29 protein-coding genes and 1 pseudogene are annotated in these 20,610 nt (G+C 38.9%); 16 read left to right on the forward strand and 14 right to left on the reverse strand.

Annotated features, from left to right (window positions below; all coding sequences use genetic code 11):
* Positions 1–200: 200 nt before the first annotated feature.
* Complete coding sequence (locus AC012T_RS24185) at positions 201–389, reverse strand: hypothetical protein (RefSeq protein WP_487061490.1); 189 nt, start codon at positions 387–389, stop codon at positions 201–203.
* Between the two features lie 534 nt (positions 390–923).
* Between AC012T_RS24185 and der the strand changes: the two genes are divergently transcribed.
* Positions 924–2,288, forward strand: coding sequence for a ribosome biogenesis GTPase Der (gene der, locus AC012T_RS24190; protein WP_487061492.1), 1,365 nt, complete (start codon positions 924–926; stop codon positions 2,286–2,288).
* Between the two features lie 161 nt (positions 2,289–2,449).
* Entirely contained in the window at positions 2,450–3,379 is a 930-nt protein-coding gene (locus AC012T_RS24195; protein ID WP_487061494.1) for an energy-coupling factor transporter transmembrane component T family protein, read from the forward strand.
* A 63-nt stretch (positions 3,380–3,442) separates the two neighbouring features.
* Here AC012T_RS24195 and cysK read toward each other — a convergent pair whose 3' ends face one another.
* Both cysK and AC012T_RS24205 read right to left on the reverse strand, forming a co-directional pair.
* Complete coding sequence (cysK, locus tag AC012T_RS24200) at positions 3,443–4,384, reverse strand: cysteine synthase A (RefSeq protein WP_487061496.1); 942 nt, start codon at positions 4,382–4,384, stop codon at positions 3,443–3,445.
* 89 nt (positions 4,385–4,473) lie between these two features.
* Positions 4,474–4,632 (reverse strand): hypothetical protein, encoded by a 159-nt coding sequence (locus AC012T_RS24205; RefSeq protein WP_487061498.1) that lies wholly within the window; start codon positions 4,630–4,632, stop codon positions 4,474–4,476.
* A 952-nt stretch (positions 4,633–5,584) separates the two neighbouring features.
* Here AC012T_RS24205 and AC012T_RS24210 point away from each other — a divergent pair.
* From AC012T_RS24210 to AC012T_RS24245, 8 genes and pseudogenes are all read left to right on the forward strand, one after another.
* Positions 5,585–6,013, forward strand: a complete 429-nt coding sequence (locus AC012T_RS24210; protein WP_487061500.1) for a hypothetical protein — start codon at positions 5,585–5,587, stop codon at positions 6,011–6,013.
* A 36-nt stretch (positions 6,014–6,049) separates the two neighbouring features.
* Positions 6,050–6,313 carry a hypothetical protein gene (locus AC012T_RS24215; protein WP_438891472.1) on the forward strand — a complete coding sequence of 88 codons (264 nt, stop codon included), beginning with the start codon at positions 6,050–6,052 and terminating at the stop codon, positions 6,311–6,313.
* A gap of 2 nt (positions 6,314–6,315) precedes the next feature.
* Positions 6,316–6,627, forward strand: coding sequence for a hypothetical protein (locus tag AC012T_RS24220; RefSeq protein ID WP_015216892.1), 312 nt, complete (start codon positions 6,316–6,318; stop codon positions 6,625–6,627).
* A 167-nt stretch (positions 6,628–6,794) separates the two neighbouring features.
* The gene (locus tag AC012T_RS24225) at positions 6,795–7,172 is read left to right on the forward strand and encodes a hypothetical protein (protein WP_487061502.1); all 378 of its coding nucleotides are present in this window, start codon (positions 6,795–6,797) and stop codon (positions 7,170–7,172) included.
* A gap of 13 nt (positions 7,173–7,185) precedes the next feature.
* A pseudogene (locus AC012T_RS24230) lies at positions 7,186–8,188 on the forward strand (LLM class flavin-dependent oxidoreductase).
* Positions 8,181–8,552 (forward strand): hypothetical protein, encoded by a 372-nt coding sequence (locus tag AC012T_RS24235; RefSeq protein ID WP_487061504.1) that lies wholly within the window; start codon positions 8,181–8,183, stop codon positions 8,550–8,552. Before AC012T_RS24230 ends, AC012T_RS24235 begins: the two are co-directional and overlap by 8 nt.
* Before the next feature lie 99 nt (positions 8,553–8,651).
* The gene (locus tag AC012T_RS24240; protein WP_487061506.1) at positions 8,652–9,263 is read left to right on the forward strand and encodes a class I SAM-dependent methyltransferase; all 612 of its coding nucleotides are present in this window, start codon (positions 8,652–8,654) and stop codon (positions 9,261–9,263) included.
* A gap of 201 nt (positions 9,264–9,464) precedes the next feature.
* Complete coding sequence (locus AC012T_RS24245; protein WP_487061508.1) at positions 9,465–11,240, forward strand: ShlB/FhaC/HecB family hemolysin secretion/activation protein; 1,776 nt, start codon at positions 9,465–9,467, stop codon at positions 11,238–11,240.
* 214 nt (positions 11,241–11,454) lie between these two features.
* Here AC012T_RS24245 and AC012T_RS24250 read toward each other — a convergent pair whose 3' ends face one another.
* The 4 genes from AC012T_RS24250 to AC012T_RS24265 all read right to left on the reverse strand — a co-directional run bounded on the left by AC012T_RS24250 (position 11,455) and on the right by AC012T_RS24265 (position 14,295).
* Complete coding sequence (locus AC012T_RS24250; RefSeq protein ID WP_487061510.1) at positions 11,455–11,874, reverse strand: tetratricopeptide repeat protein; 420 nt, start codon at positions 11,872–11,874, stop codon at positions 11,455–11,457.
* A gap of 6 nt (positions 11,875–11,880) precedes the next feature.
* Positions 11,881–13,641 (reverse strand): Hsp70 family protein, encoded by a 1,761-nt coding sequence (locus AC012T_RS24255; protein WP_487061512.1) that lies wholly within the window; start codon positions 13,639–13,641, stop codon positions 11,881–11,883.
* Positions 13,642–13,838: 197 nt separating this feature from the next.
* Positions 13,839–14,096, reverse strand: a complete 258-nt coding sequence (locus AC012T_RS24260; RefSeq protein ID WP_487061514.1) for a type II toxin-antitoxin system RelE family toxin — start codon at positions 14,094–14,096, stop codon at positions 13,839–13,841.
* Entirely contained in the window at positions 14,074–14,295 is a 222-nt protein-coding gene (locus AC012T_RS24265; protein WP_487061516.1) for a hypothetical protein, read from the reverse strand. The genes AC012T_RS24260 and AC012T_RS24265 overlap by 23 nt, the downstream gene beginning before the upstream one ends.
* Positions 14,296–14,546: 251 nt before the next feature.
* Between AC012T_RS24265 and AC012T_RS24270 the strand changes: the two genes are divergently transcribed.
* From AC012T_RS24270 to AC012T_RS24280, 3 genes are read left to right on the forward strand one after another with little or no spacing between them, the layout of a single operon-like run.
* Complete coding sequence (locus tag AC012T_RS24270) at positions 14,547–14,798, forward strand: type II toxin-antitoxin system Phd/YefM family antitoxin (protein ID WP_168537050.1); 252 nt, start codon at positions 14,547–14,549, stop codon at positions 14,796–14,798.
* The gene (locus AC012T_RS24275) at positions 14,791–15,027 is read left to right on the forward strand and encodes a putative toxin-antitoxin system toxin component, PIN family (RefSeq protein WP_487061518.1); all 237 of its coding nucleotides are present in this window, start codon (positions 14,791–14,793) and stop codon (positions 15,025–15,027) included. The genes AC012T_RS24270 and AC012T_RS24275 overlap by 8 nt, the downstream gene beginning before the upstream one ends.
* Positions 15,028–15,087: 60 nt before the next feature.
* On the forward strand, positions 15,088–15,207 hold the full coding sequence (locus AC012T_RS24280) for a hypothetical protein (protein ID WP_487066744.1): 120 nt from the start codon (positions 15,088–15,090) through the stop codon (positions 15,205–15,207).
* A 160-nt stretch (positions 15,208–15,367) separates the two neighbouring features.
* On the opposite strand, the gene AC012T_RS24285 is transcribed toward AC012T_RS24280, so the two are convergent.
* The 5 genes from AC012T_RS24285 to AC012T_RS24305 form a co-directional block, all read right to left on the reverse strand.
* The gene (locus AC012T_RS24285) at positions 15,368–15,793 is read right to left on the reverse strand and encodes a type II toxin-antitoxin system VapC family toxin (protein WP_487061520.1); all 426 of its coding nucleotides are present in this window, start codon (positions 15,791–15,793) and stop codon (positions 15,368–15,370) included.
* Complete coding sequence (locus AC012T_RS24290) at positions 15,793–16,029, reverse strand: hypothetical protein (protein ID WP_487061522.1); 237 nt, start codon at positions 16,027–16,029, stop codon at positions 15,793–15,795. The genes AC012T_RS24285 and AC012T_RS24290 overlap by 1 nt, the downstream gene beginning before the upstream one ends.
* Before the next feature lie 307 nt (positions 16,030–16,336).
* Positions 16,337–17,626: a DUF6602 domain-containing protein gene (locus AC012T_RS24295; protein WP_487061524.1), complete on the reverse strand. Its 1,290-nt coding sequence runs from the start codon at positions 17,624–17,626 to the stop codon at positions 16,337–16,339.
* 20 nt (positions 17,627–17,646) lie between these two features.
* Positions 17,647–18,066, reverse strand: coding sequence for a type II toxin-antitoxin system VapC family toxin (locus AC012T_RS24300; protein ID WP_487061526.1), 420 nt, complete (start codon positions 18,064–18,066; stop codon positions 17,647–17,649).
* Positions 18,053–18,316 carry a ribbon-helix-helix protein, CopG family gene (locus AC012T_RS24305; RefSeq protein ID WP_042465103.1) on the reverse strand — a complete coding sequence of 88 codons (264 nt, stop codon included), beginning with the start codon at positions 18,314–18,316 and terminating at the stop codon, positions 18,053–18,055. The genes AC012T_RS24300 and AC012T_RS24305 overlap by 14 nt, the downstream gene beginning before the upstream one ends.
* A gap of 216 nt (positions 18,317–18,532) precedes the next feature.
* On the opposite strand from AC012T_RS24305, the gene AC012T_RS24310 reads away from it, so the two are divergent.
* From AC012T_RS24310 to AC012T_RS24320, 3 genes are read left to right on the forward strand one after another with little or no spacing between them, the layout of a single operon-like run.
* Positions 18,533–18,856 (forward strand): hypothetical protein, encoded by a 324-nt coding sequence (locus AC012T_RS24310; RefSeq protein ID WP_487061528.1) that lies wholly within the window; start codon positions 18,533–18,535, stop codon positions 18,854–18,856.
* Positions 18,834–19,037: a PIN domain-containing protein gene (locus tag AC012T_RS24315; protein ID WP_487061530.1), complete on the forward strand. Its 204-nt coding sequence runs from the start codon at positions 18,834–18,836 to the stop codon at positions 19,035–19,037. Before AC012T_RS24310 ends, AC012T_RS24315 begins: the two co-directional genes overlap by 23 nt.
* Before the next feature lie 21 nt (positions 19,038–19,058).
* Positions 19,059–19,304: a PIN domain-containing protein gene (locus AC012T_RS24320; RefSeq protein WP_487061532.1), complete on the forward strand. Its 246-nt coding sequence runs from the start codon at positions 19,059–19,061 to the stop codon at positions 19,302–19,304.
* Between the two features lie 110 nt (positions 19,305–19,414).
* On the opposite strand, the gene AC012T_RS24325 is transcribed toward AC012T_RS24320, so the two are convergent.
* Complete coding sequence (locus tag AC012T_RS24325; protein WP_487061534.1) at positions 19,415–20,173, reverse strand: nucleotide exchange factor GrpE; 759 nt, start codon at positions 20,171–20,173, stop codon at positions 19,415–19,417.
* A 122-nt stretch (positions 20,174–20,295) separates the two neighbouring features.
* Positions 20,296–20,592, reverse strand: coding sequence for a J domain-containing protein (locus tag AC012T_RS24330; protein ID WP_487061536.1), 297 nt, complete (start codon positions 20,590–20,592; stop codon positions 20,296–20,298).
* Positions 20,593–20,610 lie beyond the last annotated feature (18 nt).

Genomic DNA, 20,610 nt, shown 5'->3' on the forward strand with positions numbered 1-20,610 from the left:
CAGAAGAGTTGTGAGTACCAAGTACCGAGTGCTTGACTCTCCTTCTTACTCATTACTCATTACTCGTTACTCATGGCACAGTATTATCTTTGTTTTTAATCTTACACTCACATTTTAATAATTATAAAAGCCGCTAGATTTTTATATTTCTAGCGGTTTTCTAATCTCTATTTAAGTCTATTATGCCGTAAATTAATTGCTTATATTCCGCTTGGTGCTAGGAATGTATCAAGTATTGGTATTGATAGTATTGGTATATCAAATGTTGGTATTGATGGTGTCGGTATTGATAGTGCATTTAAAGGGGCTATTAGAGAGTCTAATGTTACACCACCGGAAACATTTTCTTGCTTTTCAATAGATAAGCTGGTGAACAGTTTGTTATTCATAATTGTTGTTTTTTTATGTACCAGACATTGACTGTAGCAAATAGTTTTGAAGCTATTGTAACCACAATTTAATACTAGAAAATATGACTGTTGCATAAAAGCGTATTTGACAATTATTTTTACTTGGATTGAGTATAGACACACACATTAAAGCCACTTAATTTATGTTTATGGTTTTGAATATCAAGAAATTAGGACTTACGCAAGATAGAACTCAAAACTTAATTATTGCGTAGGGGTAATTCATGAATTACCCCTACTTTTGTTCTGTTTTACGTAAGTCCTGGAAATAAAAAATATTTACGGGATGTTAATAATCTCGCTTAACTATAATTAACCACTATTGTTAATGATTTAATTTGTAATATTGCAATTAAGTATTTATAAACGTATTTATAAAGAGTTATGGATAATTAGAGTTGTTATAATCAAAAAATGTGATATGATTAGTAGTTCTCTAAAAACGTGCTGGGTGAAGAACGTAGAGATAAAACTCAGCACATCTACAACACTCAGCACGAAGAACTCTAGTTTATGGCACTGCCAATTGTTGCAATTATCGGCCGCCCAAATGTGGGCAAATCCACCCTGGTTAATCGTCTCGCTGGTGATCAAGCAGCGATTGTCCACGATGAATCGGGTGTGACACGCGATCGCACTTATCGTCCAGCATTTTGGAGCGATCGCGAATTTTCAGTAGTAGACACAGGCGGTTTAGTCTTTAACGATGACACCGAATTTCTCCCCTTAATTCGCCAACAGGCATTAATGGCGCTCTCAGAAGCCTGTGCAGCGATTTTTGTAGTAGATGGGCAAACAGGCCCAATGCCCGCAGATCAAGAAATTGCTGATTGGTTACGTCAACAACCTGTACCAATTTTCCTGGCTGTCAACAAATGTGAATCACCAGACCAAGGCGTAATTCAAGCGAGTGAATTTTGGGAACTGGGTTTAGGTGAACCTTTCCCAATTTCAGCAATTCATGGTAGCGGTACTGGGGAAATCCTAGATGAATTAATTAAGCACGTCCCCGATGTGAAGGATGTCCCCGAAGATAATGTGATTAAAGTCGCCATTATCGGTCGTCCCAATGTGGGCAAATCCAGCTTATTGAATGCTTTTGTGGGGGAAGAAAGAGCGATCGTTAGCCCCATCTCCGGCACAACTCGTGATACAATTGATACTGAAATTGAACGCAATGGGCAAACCTATCGTTTAATTGACACCGCCGGCATTCGCAAAAAGAAACATATAGAATACGGTACGGAATTTTTTAGCATTAACCGTGCTTTTAAAGCAATTCGCCGCGCCGATGTGGTTTTATTAGTTTTAGATGCTGAAGATGGAGCCACTGAACAAGACCAAAAATTAGCAGGACGAATTCTGGAAGAAGGTCGGGCTTGCATTATCGTAGTTAACAAGTGGGATGCAGTCGAAAAAGACTCTTACACCATCTACGACTACGAAAAAACCCTAGAAACACGGTTACATTTTACCGAATGGGCAGACATAATTTTTGTCAGTGCCACAACCGGACAACGGGTAGAAAAGATTTTAGAATTGGTGAATAAGGCAGCAGAAGCACACAAACGCCGTGTCACCACCTCCGTAGTTAATGAAGTCCTCACAGATGCAATCAGCTGGCATTCTCCACCAACTTCACGGGGCGGTCGTCAAGGTAAAATATATTATGGTACGCAAGTAAGTAGCCAACCACCAACTTTTGCTTTATTTGTCAATGATGCTCAACGCTTTAATGATAATTATCGCCGTTACATTGAAAGACAGTTCCGCAAACAATTAGGATTTGATGGTACGCCAATTCGTGTATTTTGGCGGAGTAAGAAAGTTCGAGATGCGGAAATTGGCAATCTCAATCGAGCAACTCGCGTCAAATAGTACTGAGTAACGAGTACTAAGTAACGAGTTATAATTAATTTTGAGGTTTGAGTGGTGAGGAGTAAAGTTGAGTGATTTGAAGATTTGATTGCTTGGCAAAATGTCAAAATCATTGCTAAGGATATGATTTATTAAGTTACTCAGCACTCATAACTCAAAAAATGGATTTACTGCGATCGCTCCCCCTTGGACTATACTTAGAACAACCAGAAACTTGGCTACATAGACTAGATCCGCGAGTCAAGTTAGTTTGGTTGTTAAGCTTTCTCACCAGCTATGTTGTAGCTAACAACTATTGGCGGGTATTGTTGGTGGCATTATTAATTATTTTTACCTTATTTGCCAAAATTCCGCTGCGAGTATGGCGGCAACAAATGGGCTGGCTATTGGTATTATCATTTATGGTATTGGTGCTAGGTGCTATCAGCCCTGATGGACTAGCTGTAAATTATCAACCACGCTTACCAGCTAATGAACAAGTTTTAACTCAGCCAGCAACTACTAAAAATAACAAAGCGAATCTAGAGCAAGCCAAAGATAATAAAGAATATAGCTATGTATTATTTCACAAAGGCCCAATTAAAGTAAATCGTCGTTCCTTAAATTTAGCAATTAGCCTGAGTACAATAGTTTTTACCTTAATTTACAGCACTAATTTATATTTATTGACAACCGCACCAGAAGAAATCACTTCGGGAATGGAAAGCTTAATGCAACCTTTGCGGAGGTTTAAAATCCCAGTTACAGAACTGATGTTAACCCTCACATTATCTTTGCGGTTTATTCCTTTAGTTTTAGAAGAAGTCCAAAATCTCATTCGTTCTGTGATGACGAGAGCCATTAATTGGAAAAAGCTAGGATTAAAAGGAGGGGCTAAAGTTTGGTTAATTGTGATTGAGCGACTTTTAGAAAATCTGCTTTTGCGTGCTGATCAAATGGCAAATGCAATGATGGTCAGGGGTTTTACCAGTCCAAATGAACATAGAGTCAAATGGCAAGAATTAAGATTGAAAATAGGTGACTGGTTAGCGATCGCAATTTTAATCGTATTTTGGGGACTGAGGATAGCTTTTGGGACAGCAGTTTCTTAGCAGGTGCAATATTGTAGAGACGTTCCATGGAACGTCTCTACAGGGCATTCAAGCCACGCATATTTAATTTTTTAATTCTTGAAACATCGCCGTACTCAGATAGCGTTCACCAAAAGAAGGCTGAATCATGACAATTAACTTACCTGCATTTTCTGAGCGTTTACCTGCTTGAATAGCCGCACACAAAGCCGCACCAGATGATATCCCTGATAATAAACCTTCTTCTTTAGCTAATCTTCTACCATAAGACATCGCTTGGTCATCACTGACCCGAATCACCTCATCAATCAATTCTTGACGCAATACATCTGGAACAAATCCCGCACCAATCCCTTGAATTTTATGGGGGCCAGGTTCACCTCCAGAAAGAACTGGACTATTGCTAGGTTCAACCGCAATCACTTGAAAACTTGGTTTGCGCTGTTTAAGTATCTCTGCAATACCAGTAATCGTTCCCCCAGTTCCTACCCCAGCAATTAATATATCCGCTTCCCCATCAGTATCCGCCCAAATTTCCTCAGCTGTCGTTTCTCGGTGAACTTTGGGGTTAGCTGGATTGCAAAATTGTTGCAGCATAAAGGTATTGGGAGTATTAGCCACAATTTCCTCGGCTTTGCTAATTGCCCCCCGCATTCCTTGGGGGCCTGGTGTCAACTCCAAAGTTGCACCATAAGCACGCAACATTGAGCGTCTTTCTTGGCTCATGGTTTCTGGCATTGTTAAAATCAATTTGTAACCACGAGCCGCAGCTACCATTGCTAAAGCTATTCCTGTATTCCCTGAAGTCGGTTCAACTAAAACAGTTTTTCCTGGAGTAATTAAACCATCTGCTTCGGCTGAAAGTACCATACTCAACCCAATACGGTCTTTGACTGAAGCCGCTGGGTTCATGCTTTCTAGTTTGACAACTATTCTGGCAACTACCCCCTCCGCTTGGGGAATTTTGTTCAGCTGAATTAAGGGGGTTTTGCCAATAAGTTCTGTTACGTCTTTAGCAATTCGCATTTATTAACTCCTAATATTCTAAATATTACTTCTCTGTCCTTACTTATAGTAATAGGTTTTTACTTATTTAATCTGTAGTTAGGTAACAGTTAGTTAATTAGATATTGTTTTTGCCGAAAATATTGATGATAACTGGGTTTTTGGTAAATAGCATAATGGTACACAGCCCTAGAAAACTGATAATTTGCTACTAAACTTGTATCAATTATTCTGAATTCAGGTCTAATTATCCAGGTTATATAAGTCATAAAAATCTAGTGATGTCAAGATAAAATTATATAATTCATGAAATTTAATTGTTTTTTTGAGTTGTTTAGTTTATTTTTAATTCAGGTCTACTTTGTCATGAGATATTGTCATTTGAGTACAAGTTTTGAGGGACACTTATCACCATTAAATATCCTCAAACATCAGCCAATAAAGCATTAAGTTGAGTACAAAAATCCCCGTCCCCCAGCGAATAAATGCTAGTACCTCCTCCTGAAAATACTAGCACCTCTACCCCAAAAAATTTTTTAAAGTCTTACTAGATCAGTTTTATCAGCTTTGAGTACTATGTTAATGATTTTAATAATCTTAATTCGGCTGGGGTAAACTGTGTTGAAGAGAGGTGACTGCTATAAACGTTAGTAGGATTTACGCAGAGATTCCCCTCTACCCCCCGAAATTCCTAGATGAAAGTCTAGAGAACTAGGGGGGACTTCTTAACCCTAGTTTGATAGTAATCTCTATTCAAAAACGGTTAAATCCTGTCAGTATTCGTCAATACTAAAAGGAGTATATTTGGAATTTTTAAATTTTCACTTGCTTAGTAATAATTTATGAGTATTTTGCACAAATAGTGGTGATTCATAAATCTGCCAAGTTTAGATTTTAAGTTTTAGATTCACAGATAATTTTTTAAATTATTTGAGATGGTTTTAAATAATTGGGTGTCATCTACTAAACGTAAGGATTGAGGATACAGAATATTTGATAGAGCAAGGAAAAAGAAACAGTCAGAGGGAAAATTTTTCTTCTTTCTTCTTCCTTCTTTCTCCTGAATTCTGACTCCTGACTCCTGAATTCTTACTACTAAATGTATATTTAGAATCTAAAACTTGATGCTTGTTTGAGAATTGGCAAAAGGAAGGTGCTGCAATAAACCATAAACTATATTTTCTTACTGGGTGAATAGCTACCTAGCAAGGGAGAGTAAAGATGAAATTTAAAATTTTAAATGTGCTAACAGTAGGTTTGGTTACTTTAGCTGTGCTTTCTCCAGGGATCATCGTCTTTAATGTAATTTGGGGACGACATATAGAGTTAGTTAAGACACAGAATTTATCCTGTCAAGTCACCAATATTAATAAAGGTTCTGAACCTGCATTTCTCCAGCCAGAGAGCATAAATACTCCCCACTCTCCAGCTAACAAAAAGTTATCCAAACATAATTTTTTTGTGCAACTGCAAATTTTAGTGGAACAGTATAAAATCGCTACAATTTTGCAATGGTTGGTTTTAGTTACACCTATTTGCATTGGCTTAGGCATTATTGTTTATGACAGGTATCTTGTCTATCGTACTGCTGTTTTAAAAGCACAAGTCGAAATGTTAGAAAGACTTTGGCAACAGAGTATTGAGCAATAATTTTCAGTTTTCTCATCCACCATAAACTAAATTATCATGACAGACGAACGCCAAACACAGTATTTTAATTTGATTGATGAACTGTTGCAATGTCCTAATGGTCAGGAACCAGAAATTTTAGAATCTCAGCCAGAATTGGTTGATTCTGGGTTAGTACATTCAATGCTACAAGTAGCTACTATGTTTGCCCATGAAGGAAATCAAGATGGCGCTCAATTTTTGTTTTTTGTAGCACGGGAGTTAGCTAAACAATTGGGTTTATATCCTGAAGTTTCCAATGAGGTTGCACATCAGGAGTGACAATGTTATTGACTTCAACTGATGCTGGACAAATAGCGCTAGAGTTCATTTTGGCAGATTGGAACATCTCAGAAAATTACCGAGATTGGTTTACTATCTTTAACTCGCGGTTAACAGGTGAGTTTTGGTATATTGTGGAATTGGGTGTTGAAGGTTTTCCTGATAAGTGGTTTATCCAAGTTTATGATACAGGAACTTGTGACCCTAATTATACATTTAGTTCTCCGATCTCTGGTTCTGAGGGATATCTGGATTTAAAAAATATTCCAGATATTATAGCTGATGTTTTAGTTGCTGAACGCAATTCTCGCTAGGTAAAGTTCAAAATTTATTTTTGCTATTTCAAAATTTTGAATTCATTATATATGGTCATTATATAGAGGTGGTACTTTTATAAAAGTATCCCTCTTTTTTTTGGGAAATATTCCAAAAAATCAATTTAAATTGGTGTTTTGTCATGCTTAATTGACAAATTTATGTTATGCTAAATGGTAGTGATGGACGCTACAGAAATATCAGTCAAATGATTGCTGAAGATATCCTAGCTAAAGAATTCACAAGAGTCGTTAACCATTATTACCCTAATACTGGGGAACTACTGGAAAGGTGTCATGTAAAAGTGATTACCTGCTTCTGGGGACGACCTGCTAAACGCTTTCAATATGTAGGGATTTATTGTTCTGAAGACCTGATGCCCTATGTAAAAGCGCAAAAAGAAATACTCAGAGAAATAGCAGGCAATATGGGACTAATTCAGGTGGTTTGCATGAATGCCAAGCGATTACTGCGCGACCCCATGTCAAAACTTAAACAATCTGAACCGCGTTTATGGTTGGAGTTGCATTTAGTGGCTGCTTAGAATATCGTCAAAAATGAAAACAGGACTTTTCTGCAATTACGAAAATCATCACCAAGATGCCCGTCGCGCCATCTTTGAGCAAGTTTTACTGGTGAAACAGGCGGAAAATTTGGGTTTTGAAGAAGCCTGGGTGAGTGAACATCATTTTAATGAATCGAATCTCAGCCCGTCACTTTTGCTGTTAATGGCACATTTGGCGGGTGTTACGTCAACTATTCGTTTAGGGACGGGGGCAGTATTATTGCCGTTTCATGACCCTATTAGGGTGGCTGAGGATATTGCTACTTTGGATAATCTTTGTAGTGGTAGATTGGCTTTTGGAGTGGCTAAAGGTGGCCCTTTCCCTGAACAGAATAAGCATTTTGGGGTGTTGATGTCGGAATCCCGTGTGAGGATGGTGGAAGCGATCGCACTTATTCAAAAGCTATTATATGAAACTGACGTATCATTTAATGGACAATTCTATCAGTGCGATCGCTTGACGGTCTATCCCCAGCCGCTACAGAAACCAATTCCCGTCTATATTGCCAGTGGTGATGACGATACGATTGAATATGCTGCCCAAAATTCCTTCGGTTTAATGGGAGGGGCCGCCCTTTTCCCTGACAAGATTGAAGAATACAGTCAGCAAATATCGGCAATTAAATTCCAGTGGTGCAGATAAATTTCTGTTAGCACGGTTCTTTTTTGTTGCTAAAACAACCGATGAAGCAGTGAGTGAAGCCTTACCTTTCATCCGCAAATTTAGCCAAAAAATGACAGCTAATTCCACTCAAGTAATGCAGAATAGTCCCCAGCCACAGAAACCATTTGATCGGACAAATATCTGTTTTGAGGAAGATTATTTGCTCGAAAATTCGATTATTGGCGATGTCGAAACCTGTCGCGACCGAATTAAGAAATTTCAGGACGAATTAAATCTCGGCACACTAGCGCTCAAACCCTCATCATTGTCTCTGCAAAAAAATCGAGAGAGTATGCAGCGCTACAATCAAGAGGTGCGAAATTATGTCTAAACTTCCCCTGCTTCCTCCTGATGATTTACCTCCTCTGGAGGTGACTAAACAGGATGGAATGCTACATTTAGAATTTGAACAATCTATTGGGAGGTGCTTCTATCACGCGTGCGATCGCATTACCCAAGTTCTATTATCTAACTGTCAGTGGTATATGACAACTAATACCACCACCCTCATGCTGATCATTGATTGCCCAGATATAGTATCTTACTGGCATATAGTCAGCAACATTCCCCAATTGGGTAATCGGCTAGAACGGTTTACCAAGGATGCGAAAATTCGAGTTTATCCACCCTTTGGTAAGGGTAAACCCTTTGAAATCGCTATCAATGAAATTTCAGCTTATCGAGATTGGTTGTAGATTCTAAGTTCTATTTCGCGCAAAGGTGCAAACAAAGCTTTGTGCCTTTGCTTTTTTGTATCAGGTTATAATGAAATAAAGACTAATAAATTAGAAACCATGAATAAGATTATAACTAACAAAAAACAACTTTTTGACCGTTGGGCATCAAGTTACGATTGGACTTTTCCATCTTTTATTTATCAAGCTATTCATAAAAGATTGCTTTCAAAAATAGAATTATCCGCAAATGCAAATGTACTTGATTTAGGTTGTGGAACTGGAAGATTACTAGATAGATTAGCAAATCAATTTCCTGAATTACGGGGGACAGGTTTAGATTTATCTCCCCAAATGTTGCGGATAGCTAGACAAAATAATCGTCATCGTCCCCGATTAATTTATCTGGAAGGTAATGCAGAATCACTACCTTTTGCTGAAGGTCAATTTGATGCTGTTTTTAACACTATCAGTTTCTTGCATTATCCGCAACCAGAACTTGTTTTAAGTGAAATTACACGGGTACTTTCTCCAGGTGGACGTTTTTATTTAGTTGATATAACAGCCAAGAATAATTCAGCACTTCAATTAATGGCTAATTCTCCGGCTGGAATTAAATTCTACAGTCAAGAACAGCGTGAAAAAATAGGTTCTGATGCTGGACTTTTGTGTTTAGGTCACTACTATTTATTAGGGCCTGTTTTGTTGACTATTTTCGCTAAACCAGTATGAAGTTAAAGTTGATTGGTAATGAGAGAATATTCGGTTGAAATTATAACCACAAAGACACCATCAGTAAAATGTGTCTTTATCTGCAACTAAGGCTTGACAAGGTTTACGACATCTGTAAATAATTAAGTCTGATAAAAACATGGTATAAAAAGTTATGCCAGTTTGTTTGACTCAGATTTAAATTAAGGTGTGTGAGGAAACGTGAACAACAAACCCAAGGTAAGCAAAAATCAAGAATTAAACAAAAGCATCTTTTATTTTTCTATTTTGACTTTAGACTTTTTTCTTTCTAGTCTTCTATTATCAGTCAAGGGTCAAATAATTACCCAAACTGTAACACCTGAACAGTTAAGGGGAACAGAAAAACAACCATCCGTCTTACCTAATGTTCAACCTCTACCAGAAACTCCTTTACCACCTTTAGAAGAATTACTTCCCAAACCAGAAAAAAGTCCATCAATTCTCCAACCATCACTAGAGCAAATTCCTAGAACAATTACAGTTACACAATTTGAAGTTGTTGGTAGTACTGTTTTTAGCCAAGAAGAATTCACTAATGTACTCGCACCTTTTACTAAAAATCCTATTTCTTTTGCTGAATTATTGCAAGCTCAAGAAGCTATTAATCAATTATATTTTCAACATGGATATATCACTTCTGGGTCTTTTATTCCTCCTCAAGAATTACAAAATGGGGTTGTAAAAATTGCAATAATTGAAGGGGAAGTGGAATCAATTAATATAGAAGGGTTAAGGCGATTGCGTCCTGGTTATGTTCGCAGTAGATTGGCTTTAGCAACGAAAACTCCTTTGGATCAAAATCGCTTGCTCCAGGCTTTACAAATGCTGCAACTTAATCCGCTAATTGCTAATTTATCAGCAGAATTAGCCGCCGGTTCTCGTCCTGGTGTGAGTGTGCTAGACATTACTGTGCGAGAGGCTGATGCTTTTTCTACACAGTTAAGTATTGATAACCAAAGATCGCCTAGTGTGGGAAGTGTGCGTCGTCAATTGCAAATTGCTCACAATAATCTTTTAGGATTTGGCGATCGCTTTCAAGTCGGCTATATTAACACCGATGGTAGTAACTCCCTTGATAATCTGAGCTACGCTTTTCCCATTAATCCTCACAATGGGACTATTGATTTTAGCTATAGCCGTACCCGCACCAATATTGTGGAAGAACCTTTTAACGTCTTAGATATTCAATCAGCATCTCGTAATTATCAACTTACTTACCGTCAACCTCTTTACCAAACCCCAAATACAGAATTTACCTTGGGATTAACTGCGTCTAGACAAGAATCAGAAACCTCACTTTTAAATGAGCCTTATCCTTTGTCTCCTGGTGCAAATGATCGAGGGGAAACGAAAATTTCTGCACTACGATTTTTTCAGGAATATACTCGACGCAATAATTTACAAGTTTTTGCGATGCGATCGCAATTTAGCTTTGGTCTTGATGCTTTAAATGCCACAATTAATGATACAGCCCCTGATAGTCAATTTGTGACATGGCGCGGACAAACGCAGTATCTACGCTTGTTGACACCAGAGACAACGTTATTATTGAGGTCAGATATCCAATTGAGCGATCGCCCTTTAGTCGCTCAAGAACAGTTTAGCGCAGGTGGCCAGCAGAGTGTGCGCGGTTATCGTCAAGATAATTTATTAGCTGATAATGGCTTATTTGCTTCTGCTGAAGTTCGGTCTTCAATTCTTCGCATTCCTAAATGGCAAACTAATTTACAATTAGCACCCTTTTTCGATTTGGGTACTGTTTGGAATCACTCTAGCTCAGATGTAGAACTGAAACAGCAAACTATATCTTCGGTGGGTGTTGGTTTGCGCTTGCTAGTAGGTGAAAATTTTAATGCCAGATTTGATTGGGGTATTCCCTTAGTTAAAGTCGATAAAACCGGAAATTCTTTACAAGAAAATGGTCTTTATTTCTCTGTAGAATATAGACCTTTTTAGTTAATGTCTGTCAATCTCAAATTGATATCACCTGAGTTCGGAGTTTCTCCTATGCCTACGGCACGGCTTCGCCGAACGGAGACGCTACGCGAACGGAGTTATGATTTTTAAGAGCGAGAGAATAAGGTTTTGAGACTCCTAGCGGGGGCGAGTTTTCCACAAATTATCTTATGTCGAACTTAGGTGGATTCCTATATATAAAAATCATTACAAATTACAAATAATTTTTTGCCATGAGCTTGATCATTTGTAGACAATCACAAGCGATCGCATTTTGTGGGTCAAACTTAAGTGCTTGTTGCCAAGATGCGATCGCTTCTCTCCATTCTCCTTGCAATGCCGATAATTTCCCCGCTAAGGCATGGAAGTCTGCATTACTATAATACAAAGCTAGACCTTGATTGTTGTGCGTTGCTGCTTCTGGATAACGCCCTTTTGACAAAAAATACAGTGCTTGTTTGTGACACCATATAGCTTGGTCGTGCAGACTCAGCAAGTCAGATAAATCGGCTTTGCAGCGCCTACAAGTTGGCGATTGGAGACCCAAGGGAGAAGTCTGGCTGTGATTTTCTCCCCCTTGCGCCCCTGCTCCCTTTGTCGGACGATAAACTGCACCACACACAGGACATTTCATGATTTCTTACTCCGACTCATTGGTACTGGCATAGTAAAGAAAATCTGAGAGTTCTTCCTGTAACTGGGGTAATTCTGCACTCTTGTTTGCGATCGCATTTTCAATCTGGTCTAACAAGTCTTGTAATTCCTCTGCTTGTTCAGAATCTAGTGTAGGAAGTGTTTGTTGAGCGCGGTTTAAAAGTGCTGCTAATTCGGGATCAATTTCTACTGCTGAGATTGTATCTTCGGCTGAGATTTCAATTGTTTCATCACTTTCAAACAAGGCATCTAAATTTGCCCTGGCTTGTTTCAATTCATGGCTAGAAAGCTTCTGGATACCTGCATTATTAACTACTAGCGTTCCTTGTTGCCCTTTACCCTTCTCCGTGGTGGTGACAGTGAGAATGCCATTCACATCAAAGTCGAAGTGAACCTCAACATCAATAGCTCCTGCTGGTTTGGGTGGTAAGTCCTCAATTCTAAAAGAACCGAGAGGAACATTTTCGTGAGCGATCGCATTTTCTCCCTGAAAAACTTCAATTTCTACCGCTTCTTGTTGATCAGATACGGTGGAATAAACATCAGAACGAGAAACAGGGACAACGCTATTGCGGGGAATAATCACACTGAAGTAACCGGACATAATCCCCATTGGTGTATGCACAGCCGTAGCAATACCCAAGGAATGAGGAATCACATCGACAAGAATGGCATCTACCGATTCACCGACCAACACCCCAGCTTGTAAAGCTGCTCCTAACGCCACACAAAGGTCTGGTTGAATGCCATCGCTGGGAGTTTGTCCCAAATGTTCTGAGATCATCTGTTGCACTAGAGGAATGCGCGTAGAGCCACCAACTAAGATAATCCGGTCAATATCGTCGGGTGCGAGGTCTGCATCTGTGAGGGCGCGGTCAATTGCCTCTAAGGTTTCTGTTAATAGAGGACGAATCAATTTTTCCAAATCTGCTCGCGCTACTTCTGTTTCTAGATGTAGTGCAGTTTTGCCTTTACTACCTAAAAAGGCTTCCCGAACTGTGGCAAAGGCATGAGAACTCAAGTCAATTTTTAACTGCTCTGCGGCTCGCAGGAGACGCGCCTGGGTAGCTGTATCATCTGGGACATCCACACCATGCTGTTTACGAAATAAATCCGCTAGATGAAGTTGCAACAGCCTGTCGAAATCGTCTCCACCCAAGCGGTTATTACCATGAGTGGCTAAAACTTCTGTGACTTCGCCTGTAATTTCCACTACCGAAACGTCAAAAGTACCACCGCCCAAGTCATAAACCACAACCTTTTCTGTCTCTTCGGAGCGCAAATCATAAGCTAAAGCGGCCGCCGTTGGTTCGTTGATAATTTGCAATACTTCCAAACCAGCAATCTCCCCAGCCGTTTTAGTTGCTTGCCGTTGAGCATCTGTAAAGTAAGCTGGAACTGTAATCACAGCTTGGGTAATTGTTTCTCCTAAAGCATTCTCAGCCCGTTGTTTCAGGGCGCGGAGAATAATAGCGGAAATTTCATGAGGTAGGTATTCTTTATCTCCTAAAGTTGTCTTGTGGTCAGTTCCCATCCAACGCTTAATTGACTTGACGGTGCGTTCAGGAGCCGCCGCATATTGACGGAGTGCTTCTCGTCCCACCAGCACTTTACCCGTATCGCTAAACCCCACGCAGGAAGGTAAAATCAGGTCGCCGTCTTCTCCTGGTAATACCCGCACCTGTCCGTTTTCGACAATCGCCACTTCTGAATTTGTTGTCCCTAAATCAATACCGACTGCTCTCATAATTTCTAATTTAAAAGTTATTTGCCCCAGGTGCGATCGCGCAAGCTCACACCATAATGTAATTACAAAATACCGTATTTTGGCAGCATGACAGCTTTACCAATAGAGATAAGATTACAATATATTGACTAAATAATTCATAATTCTGAGTTGGTGATGCGATCGCACTGTGTTGTTAGCTGGCTTGTCGCAACGAGCTAATTCAAAAAACTCTCATATTCATTGTGATCACCGATCCAAATCCAATAATAATCGTCGCCCTTTTTCAAAGCTAATGCTCGATACCCACCACTGACACGGGCAGACCAAAGATTTTTACCAATTTTTTTGAAATGCAATGAGGGATGAAGTGAATTTTCTTGCCAAAGTTGATAAGCTTTCCGCGCTTGCTCTTGCATCTCAGGTGACAATTCGGCATACGCTTTCCAAAAATCAGCCGTCGCAAAGGACTTCATCCAGATCCCTCACCTTGTTTGCTGCAATGTCCTCTTCTGCTTGAGCAATGAGACGATCTAATTTTCCTGATGCCAAGTCCGCTTCGATTTGCCGATCCCACATCTCATCTAGATATTCTTGAAGCCATCTTGCCAGATTACGAACTTCATCTTCTGGTAATTGCTTGATTGCTGATTCAACTTCTAGGCGGTTGTTCATCGGGTACTCCACATACTAACAGCAGACTTATATGCCCACTAATTATAACTTAGAGGTCAGCACTTGCGCGATCGCTTGCGTTGCGGAGAAAATTGCCAATTACCTTTGTAATCTTAACAAGATAGTCACAATCTTCAAGTAATTGAACTGGAAATGAATTAACCTTAACGGAGCGATCGCTGTTTTAATTGAGGGCGATCGCGCTACAGGGTATGTTACAATGACTAAAGTTATTTCTCAAACAAAATGCAATGCGACAAGTTTCAGTTTCAGAAGTAAAGAAAGATTTTGCTTACATTATGGATAGCGCCCAACAAGAACCCATTCTTGTTAAGGAACATGACCGCAATTATGTGGCTATTATTTCGATGAATGATTATGAGGATTTGGTAAAGATTAAAAATCTTCGTTTAAAAAATATATCTGCGGATTTAGGGGCAGAAGCTCAGGCAAATGGACTAACCTTAGAACTGTTAAACGAGATACTTAACAGTGATGCTTAATCGCTATGTTTTGGATGCTAATGTTTTAGTCAGTGCTGTTTTATCTCCTGGTTCTACTGCTAATCTAGCTTACCAAAAAGCTCTTGACACTGGCATCTTATTGATTTCAGTTGAGACTTTTGCGGAGTGCGAAAGTGTGATATTTCGTTCCAAGTTTGATCGTTACATTTCTGTAGCACGTCGTCAAAAATTTTTAGCGGAATTTAGGACAGCCGCCGAGTTAGTCTAGATTCTTGAGTTAATTAATGATTGTCGAGATACAAAGGATAACAAATATTTAGATGTAGCAATTAATGGTTCGGCAAATGTCTTAATTACAGGTGATCAAGATTTATTGATTCTTCATCCTTATCGGGGAATATTACCAATTTTAAGTCCGTCGGATTTTGTTAGGGATGATGTTTACTGAAAAGTACCTTTAAAATTTTAACTTTTGGGCGGATGGAATATGTAAATCAGTAACATTAGGATATGTTAGCGTAGCGTAACGCATAATAATTACCAATTCATCATAATTAAAAGTAAAAAGGCGCGTTAAGTAACCCACTTTACAATATCTGGAATCATATTTAAGTATCTAATATAGGCATAAGCAAAGGAATTGGACGATCGCGGTTCTTTCTGTAAACGAGAAAATCGCTATCAAGCGTAAAAATCAGACTGCTAGGGTATAGCTCCGACATTCGGACTAATTCCGCATCTGCTAAAGAAACTGGTACTGATTGATAGCGACTTAATAATGTCATTACTGTCACCAACTCCGCATCCAAATCAAACTGAATAATGATCTGTTTCTGAGCTAACAATTGCAGCAAAATTTCTCGCCCCCTCTTTACTCGTTGTAACAAAAACCAACTTTCTGAAATCACCGCTTCACAAGTTAGTAATGGGGGAGCAATTTCCTTTAATTGTTCTGTTACCCAAGTATGGTGGACATCATTGCGGTCAATTAAAGCCAGTAAAATCCCTGTGTCAACAATTACCTGATAGTGCATCACTGTCCATAGCCCTGCATATAATCGGGATTTGTTGAAAGATCGCCTGGTCCCTCCCCTGCCCCAATCGAAGCTTGAGCTACCTCAAAAAACGAGAGGGAATTTGTTTCTAGAGACGTAGTGATTGCTTCCTGACGTTTTTTCAAAAGAGATTCTACAAAAGTTAACACCTGATACTGATCTTCCGTCGGTAATACCTCTACCGTTTGTAAAATTTGTTTAGATAAGGCAGACATACTAGTTATTCCTACAAAAGAAACGACCTTATAATTATGAAAAATATAACATTAAATTCTCCATTATGAAAGGCAAACTGCTTGCAGGGAGATCACACTGTAGGTTGAGTTAAGGAACGCAACCCAACCAGTTAAGCGAGAACGATGTTAATTAATTGTGGAAGGGAATATTGTTTGTGTGGAAATGTTGGGTTTCCTTACGTCAACCCAACCTACAAGATCGGCGATCGCACTAATTCTACCGGTTTTTCTTTACCGTTATGTGTTTACAACTCTATTAACAAACTTAGTAGGGTTAATCATTGCTTTACTTAGGAGTTTTCTGATTATCTTTCCATGCATTAGCTTTGATATCTTCAATAGCTTCCACAAAACTCTTTGTTCCTATTTCGTAGCAATGGGTAAAACTTTTGTTTCGATTTTCATTGAATACAAATAAGCGCCATAACTTCACACGATAACCCTTAGAATACTGACCACAAGCAAAAATATTTTTAGAATGCCGCTCAAATGCCCAAATATTCGACTTAGAATACTCTTCTATATACATTGCTGGTCGGGGATGATCATCGGCGAAATCTGCACCAACAAAGCTTGAGAAATTCGGAATACCTCTAGGACACTGATGTGTAATTGGACTAAACTTATCCATTAAATTGAGGCTTGGTAGAATTGACTCCCAATCTTCAATAATAAGTGAGCCACAAACCTCTTGCGCGGCTATATTTACAAACTCTCGATACACGTCAATAGATGACTCTCTGTGTCCAGCAGCTTCAGCAGCAGATTGGGAAAGATGTAAGACTATATCTCTTTCAAAAACACCAAATGAGGTTTCAATATTAGGCTCGTTTGCATAAGCAATATACCTAACAACACTTTTACTATCCACAAATTCTATTTTGCCTTTAATTAGCCCCTGATCCAGTATACAAATTGAATCAAGAAAACTAGATAGTGCAACTGGACAAACTCGAAGATGTTGATTTCTGAAAATTCCATATCTAAATAATACAGGTACTGTTGATTTGAAGAGATAGAACCTTTCTAAATATTGTAAAAAATATTTCATCTGAGTCTTAGATTCCGACTTAAGTTTAGAAGAAAAAGATAATATAGCTGTGTATGGTCTAAAAAACTGACGTTCAGGATTGTTATATAATTCATATAAATCTTCAAATTTTTCTAAGTCTCCCCACAACTTGTCATAATCTAAAGTCTTAGTTATTTCGATGATGACTTTTACAGACTCTGGGACGACAATCACAAAATCATCGGCACGAAATAGGGGTGGGAAAGTACTTGCATCCCAAATTATGATGTCAAACTGTCGAGATACTTTTCTAGTAACTTTTGCTTCTTTATCAACTTGCCTATTAATTTCAAGTGTAGATATAAATCCAGTAGATATTTCAAAACGTCGAGGAATTCTTCGACGAAGGTAAGATCGAACTGCATACTCTAAATTTTGTCCTTCTGATGGACAATGTACACCATCCATCCAAAATGAAAGAGTTCGAGCCATCTCACGTAGCTCATATGTTTGTTGGGAGGCAGAATTCCTTATATCTTGGATGTTAAGATCACGTTCATTCATAAATTTATCAATAGATCGCTTCAGTTAATAGACATCAAATTCTCAAAAGGATGACGATTTTTCCAGCGGTAAGTATTAAAGTCCCGAAAATCAACAGATAGAATCCGCCCATGCCCCAAATGTTCGGCAAGGATAATCAATGAAGCGTCCGCTAAATCCATTGGCAGAGAACTATATTGATTCATCAATTCACTGATTCTTTTCCCATCTTGAATGTTGAGATCAAAAACCTCAAAAGCACCAATTTCTAAGCTATGAATAAACGTCTGTTGAGCATTTGTACCTGTACGTTTCAAGAGAATATGACAAGCTTCCGTAATCACACACCATGTTGTAACCAGAGGCTCATCAATCGTATCTAGAACTTCTTGAGCGAGAACATGATAATCATCACGGCGATTGATTAGTGCTATCCAAAAGCCAGAATCAACGATGACCATATTTTTCGTTAAGACTTTCAGTGAGATATTGCTTGTAATTAACCGACAAATCAGAGTCCCCTTCAGCACAACCAATCAGCCCTGATTCTCTAAGGAGTTGCAAAGGTTTTACAGGGGATTCTTGATGTAATTTTTCATAATAAAGATCGATCGCCACTTTCATAATGTCAGACACACCTTGATTTGTCCGCTGGCGAATGTAATTAAACTTACTAGCGCGATCGCTATCGAGCCTTACATTAACTCTCATATTTTTACTTGTCATAACTCTGTATGACAGTACTATAGCTCAAAAAATTCAAAGTTAAGTAGTTCTCAAATAGTTTCCTCATAGGGCGATAGCGAACGCATTGCGTCCCGGAGGGAACTAGCGCGACCGAGGAATCGCTATTCCTGTGAGTTGTGATTTTTAGGCGATCGGCTAACATAGAATAAAATTATAACTGACTTCAAAACAGCAAACTATATGCTAGAAGCAAATGTACATGACAACAAGGAGCTTTCTGGGCTAATCCAACAAGCCAACTCTAAGAGAGAAGCGATCGCCTTAGTTCAAGAAGGGCAACAGAAAGCAGTGCTGTTAAGTTTAGAAATGTTTCAACATTTGATAGGAATTAGCGATTGCCGAGAACAGCTATCAAACGATGGATTTGCAACTATGTCGCGGCAACTTTTTACCAAATCTGGATATGCCTCAACTGACAAAATTATGGAACTCATTCAGGATGTAAAACAAGAAATATCCACAGAGAGAGCGCAAAGGCTAAATGACAGTGAAATCAAGTTCTAGTTTACCCAAATCGGTATTTCTCGACACAAATATCTACATTCTGGGATCGCTTGATTTAAACAGCGATGAAAGCAAAATTTTATCCTTGCTAGTGAGTGATGAAAATAGCGATGAGCAAACTAGAGTTATCTTCTCTCAAGAACTTATAGATCAAATTTTACGAGTTGGTAAACGCTTGTAAAACAAAGACTGGTCAAGCGGTTTGTTAACAAGACTTTGGCAGCAATTGCGAGTAGATTTCATATTTGTAGAAGACCAAGATATTCAAGCGATCGCTGATGCTGGCATAATTCCCCGTGAAGATGCAGGTGTTTATCTAACTGCCAAGCAAGGAAAAGCAAAATGTTTTGTATCCAGAAATTACAAACTAATTCGCGCACTTGTCGGGCAAACTGAAGAATTTGAATGTTTCACTCCAAGCGAATTCTTACAAAAATATGCCCCATAAGCTAGATAAACTGATTTGTTTGAGCGATCACATCAACAATCAATCTCCTCAAGGCGATCGCTATTCCTGTGAGTCGTGATTTCTAGGCGATCGCTTAATAATTATTCTATTTATTTTTGTGTCGCTACAATTACCTGGGCTTCTCTCAAGACTTTATCGCCCCATAAATAACCCCTGACTACTTCCTGAATCACGGTATTTTCTGTGACATCTGCCCTTGATTCACGTCCCACAGCATACATTGTTTGGGAATCAAAAGGTTTACCCTGGGCGAGAATGGGAACAACACGGTGTTGTTTGAGGATTTCTAAAAGCGATCGCCTAATTAACTCCACTCCCTGTTGATTGCTGGTGAAAATTTCAGTTAATGATTCTGATATTGGTAATTTTTCTGGCTCAATAGATTGAGTAGAATTGCCATTAATCCAATCTCCTAGCTTTTCCCAAAAACTTTTTTGTGTTACTGGTTCTGAGTTTGAGGGAGCAGATAATACTTCTAGTTGCTCTTGCCAGTAAGTACAAGCCTGATCTAAAGCATCCACAATACCCAGTAAATCTTTGAGGAGTTTCTCCTGCTGCTGTTCAAATTTTCCCCATGCCTGTTTTTGACTTTCTTCCAGACGTATTTGCAGCTGTTCTTGATCTGCACGAGTTACTTCCAATGCTTGCACCAAAGCATCTTGAGTAGAACGCAATAATTTACCCTGTTGTTTAACTTCATGGCGGAGAGCAGTCCATTCTGCCACCATTTGATAGGGGTCAAAGGAATTAGCAGATGATGGTGGTTCACCTAAATATTCAGGGGATAGTTGTTCTGAGTGTAAATAATCCAGCAATTTAGCAAATAAAGCTTCTTTGTCAGTTGTCATTGGTGATTGGTAATTGGTAATTGGTGATTGGTGATTGGTAATTGGTGATTGGTAATTGGTAATTGGTAATTGGTAAAAATATCTCTTCTTCCCTGTTCCCTGTTCCCTGTTATATGAATTATTTAAAATGTGGCACGAATTAAATCATCTAAGCTAATTTCTAATTGAGCTAGGGCTTTTTCTCGCATCTGTTTTAATATCTCTGGATTCAGTTCTGCTTCCAGGGGACGAACTTTCAAAAAATCCTCATGTTGACCTGTTTCTCCTTTACGAAGTGCCTCATAAGCTCCTCGAATGGCCTTAAACTCTTCTGGATAAGTATGAGCAGGAAATTCCCGTAGCTTGGCATGATACGCCGCTTTAATTTGGGCGCTTGTTGCTCCTGGTGAAATACCTAAACGTTCGTAATTGTCAGCCATAAATAATTCCCAATTAAA

The sequence above is a fragment of the Anabaena sp. EIM26 genome (assembly GCF_057568715.1).

Bases quoted from the DNA above. Each gene is read 5' to 3' on its own strand.
- AC012T_RS24185 (WP_487061490.1), bottom strand. From the start codon at position 389: ATGAATAACAAACTGTTCACCAGCTTATCTATTGAAAAGCAAGAAAAT.
- der (WP_487061492.1), top strand. From the start codon at position 924: ATGGCACTGCCAATTGTTGCAATTATCGGCCGCCCAAATGTGGGCAAA.
- AC012T_RS24195 (WP_487061494.1), top strand. From the start codon at position 2,450: ATGGATTTACTGCGATCGCTCCCCCTTGGACTATACTTAGAACAACCA.
- cysK (WP_487061496.1), bottom strand. From the start codon at position 4,384: ATGCGAATTGCTAAAGACGTAACAGAACTTATTGGCAAAACCCCCTTA.
- AC012T_RS24205 (WP_487061498.1), bottom strand. From the start codon at position 4,632: ATGACTTATATAACCTGGATAATTAGACCTGAATTCAGAATAATTGAT.
- AC012T_RS24210 (WP_487061500.1), top strand. From the start codon at position 5,585: ATGAAATTTAAAATTTTAAATGTGCTAACAGTAGGTTTGGTTACTTTA.
- AC012T_RS24215 (WP_438891472.1), top strand. From the start codon at position 6,050: ATGACAGACGAACGCCAAACACAGTATTTTAATTTGATTGATGAACTG.
- AC012T_RS24220 (WP_015216892.1), top strand. From the start codon at position 6,316: ATGTTATTGACTTCAACTGATGCTGGACAAATAGCGCTAGAGTTCATT.
- AC012T_RS24225 (WP_487061502.1), top strand. From the start codon at position 6,795: ATGCTAAATGGTAGTGATGGACGCTACAGAAATATCAGTCAAATGATT.
- AC012T_RS24235 (WP_487061504.1), top strand. From the start codon at position 8,181: ATGTCTAAACTTCCCCTGCTTCCTCCTGATGATTTACCTCCTCTGGAG.
- AC012T_RS24240 (WP_487061506.1), top strand. From the start codon at position 8,652: ATGAATAAGATTATAACTAACAAAAAACAACTTTTTGACCGTTGGGCA.
- AC012T_RS24250 (WP_487061510.1), bottom strand. From the start codon at position 11,874: ATGAAATGTCCTGTGTGTGGTGCAGTTTATCGTCCGACAAAGGGAGCA.
- AC012T_RS24255 (WP_487061512.1), bottom strand. From the start codon at position 13,641: ATGAGAGCAGTCGGTATTGATTTAGGGACAACAAATTCAGAAGTGGCG.
- AC012T_RS24260 (WP_487061514.1), bottom strand. From the start codon at position 14,096: ATGAAGTCCTTTGCGACGGCTGATTTTTGGAAAGCGTATGCCGAATTG.
- AC012T_RS24265 (WP_487061516.1), bottom strand. From the start codon at position 14,295: ATGAACAACCGCCTAGAAGTTGAATCAGCAATCAAGCAATTACCAGAA.
- AC012T_RS24270 (WP_168537050.1), top strand. From the start codon at position 14,547: ATGCGACAAGTTTCAGTTTCAGAAGTAAAGAAAGATTTTGCTTACATT.
- AC012T_RS24275 (WP_487061518.1), top strand. From the start codon at position 14,791: ATGCTTAATCGCTATGTTTTGGATGCTAATGTTTTAGTCAGTGCTGTT.
- AC012T_RS24285 (WP_487061520.1), bottom strand. From the start codon at position 15,793: ATGCACTATCAGGTAATTGTTGACACAGGGATTTTACTGGCTTTAATT.
- AC012T_RS24290 (WP_487061522.1), bottom strand. From the start codon at position 16,029: ATGTCTGCCTTATCTAAACAAATTTTACAAACGGTAGAGGTATTACCG.
- AC012T_RS24295 (WP_487061524.1), bottom strand. From the start codon at position 17,626: ATGAATGAACGTGATCTTAACATCCAAGATATAAGGAATTCTGCCTCC.
- AC012T_RS24300 (WP_487061526.1), bottom strand. From the start codon at position 18,066: ATGGTCATCGTTGATTCTGGCTTTTGGATAGCACTAATCAATCGCCGT.
- AC012T_RS24305 (WP_042465103.1), bottom strand. From the start codon at position 18,316: ATGAGAGTTAATGTAAGGCTCGATAGCGATCGCGCTAGTAAGTTTAAT.
- AC012T_RS24310 (WP_487061528.1), top strand. From the start codon at position 18,533: ATGCTAGAAGCAAATGTACATGACAACAAGGAGCTTTCTGGGCTAATC.
- AC012T_RS24315 (WP_487061530.1), top strand. From the start codon at position 18,834: ATGACAGTGAAATCAAGTTCTAGTTTACCCAAATCGGTATTTCTCGAC.
- AC012T_RS24325 (WP_487061534.1), bottom strand. From the start codon at position 20,173: ATGACAACTGACAAAGAAGCTTTATTTGCTAAATTGCTGGATTATTTA.
- AC012T_RS24330 (WP_487061536.1), bottom strand. From the start codon at position 20,592: ATGGCTGACAATTACGAACGTTTAGGTATTTCACCAGGAGCAACAAGC.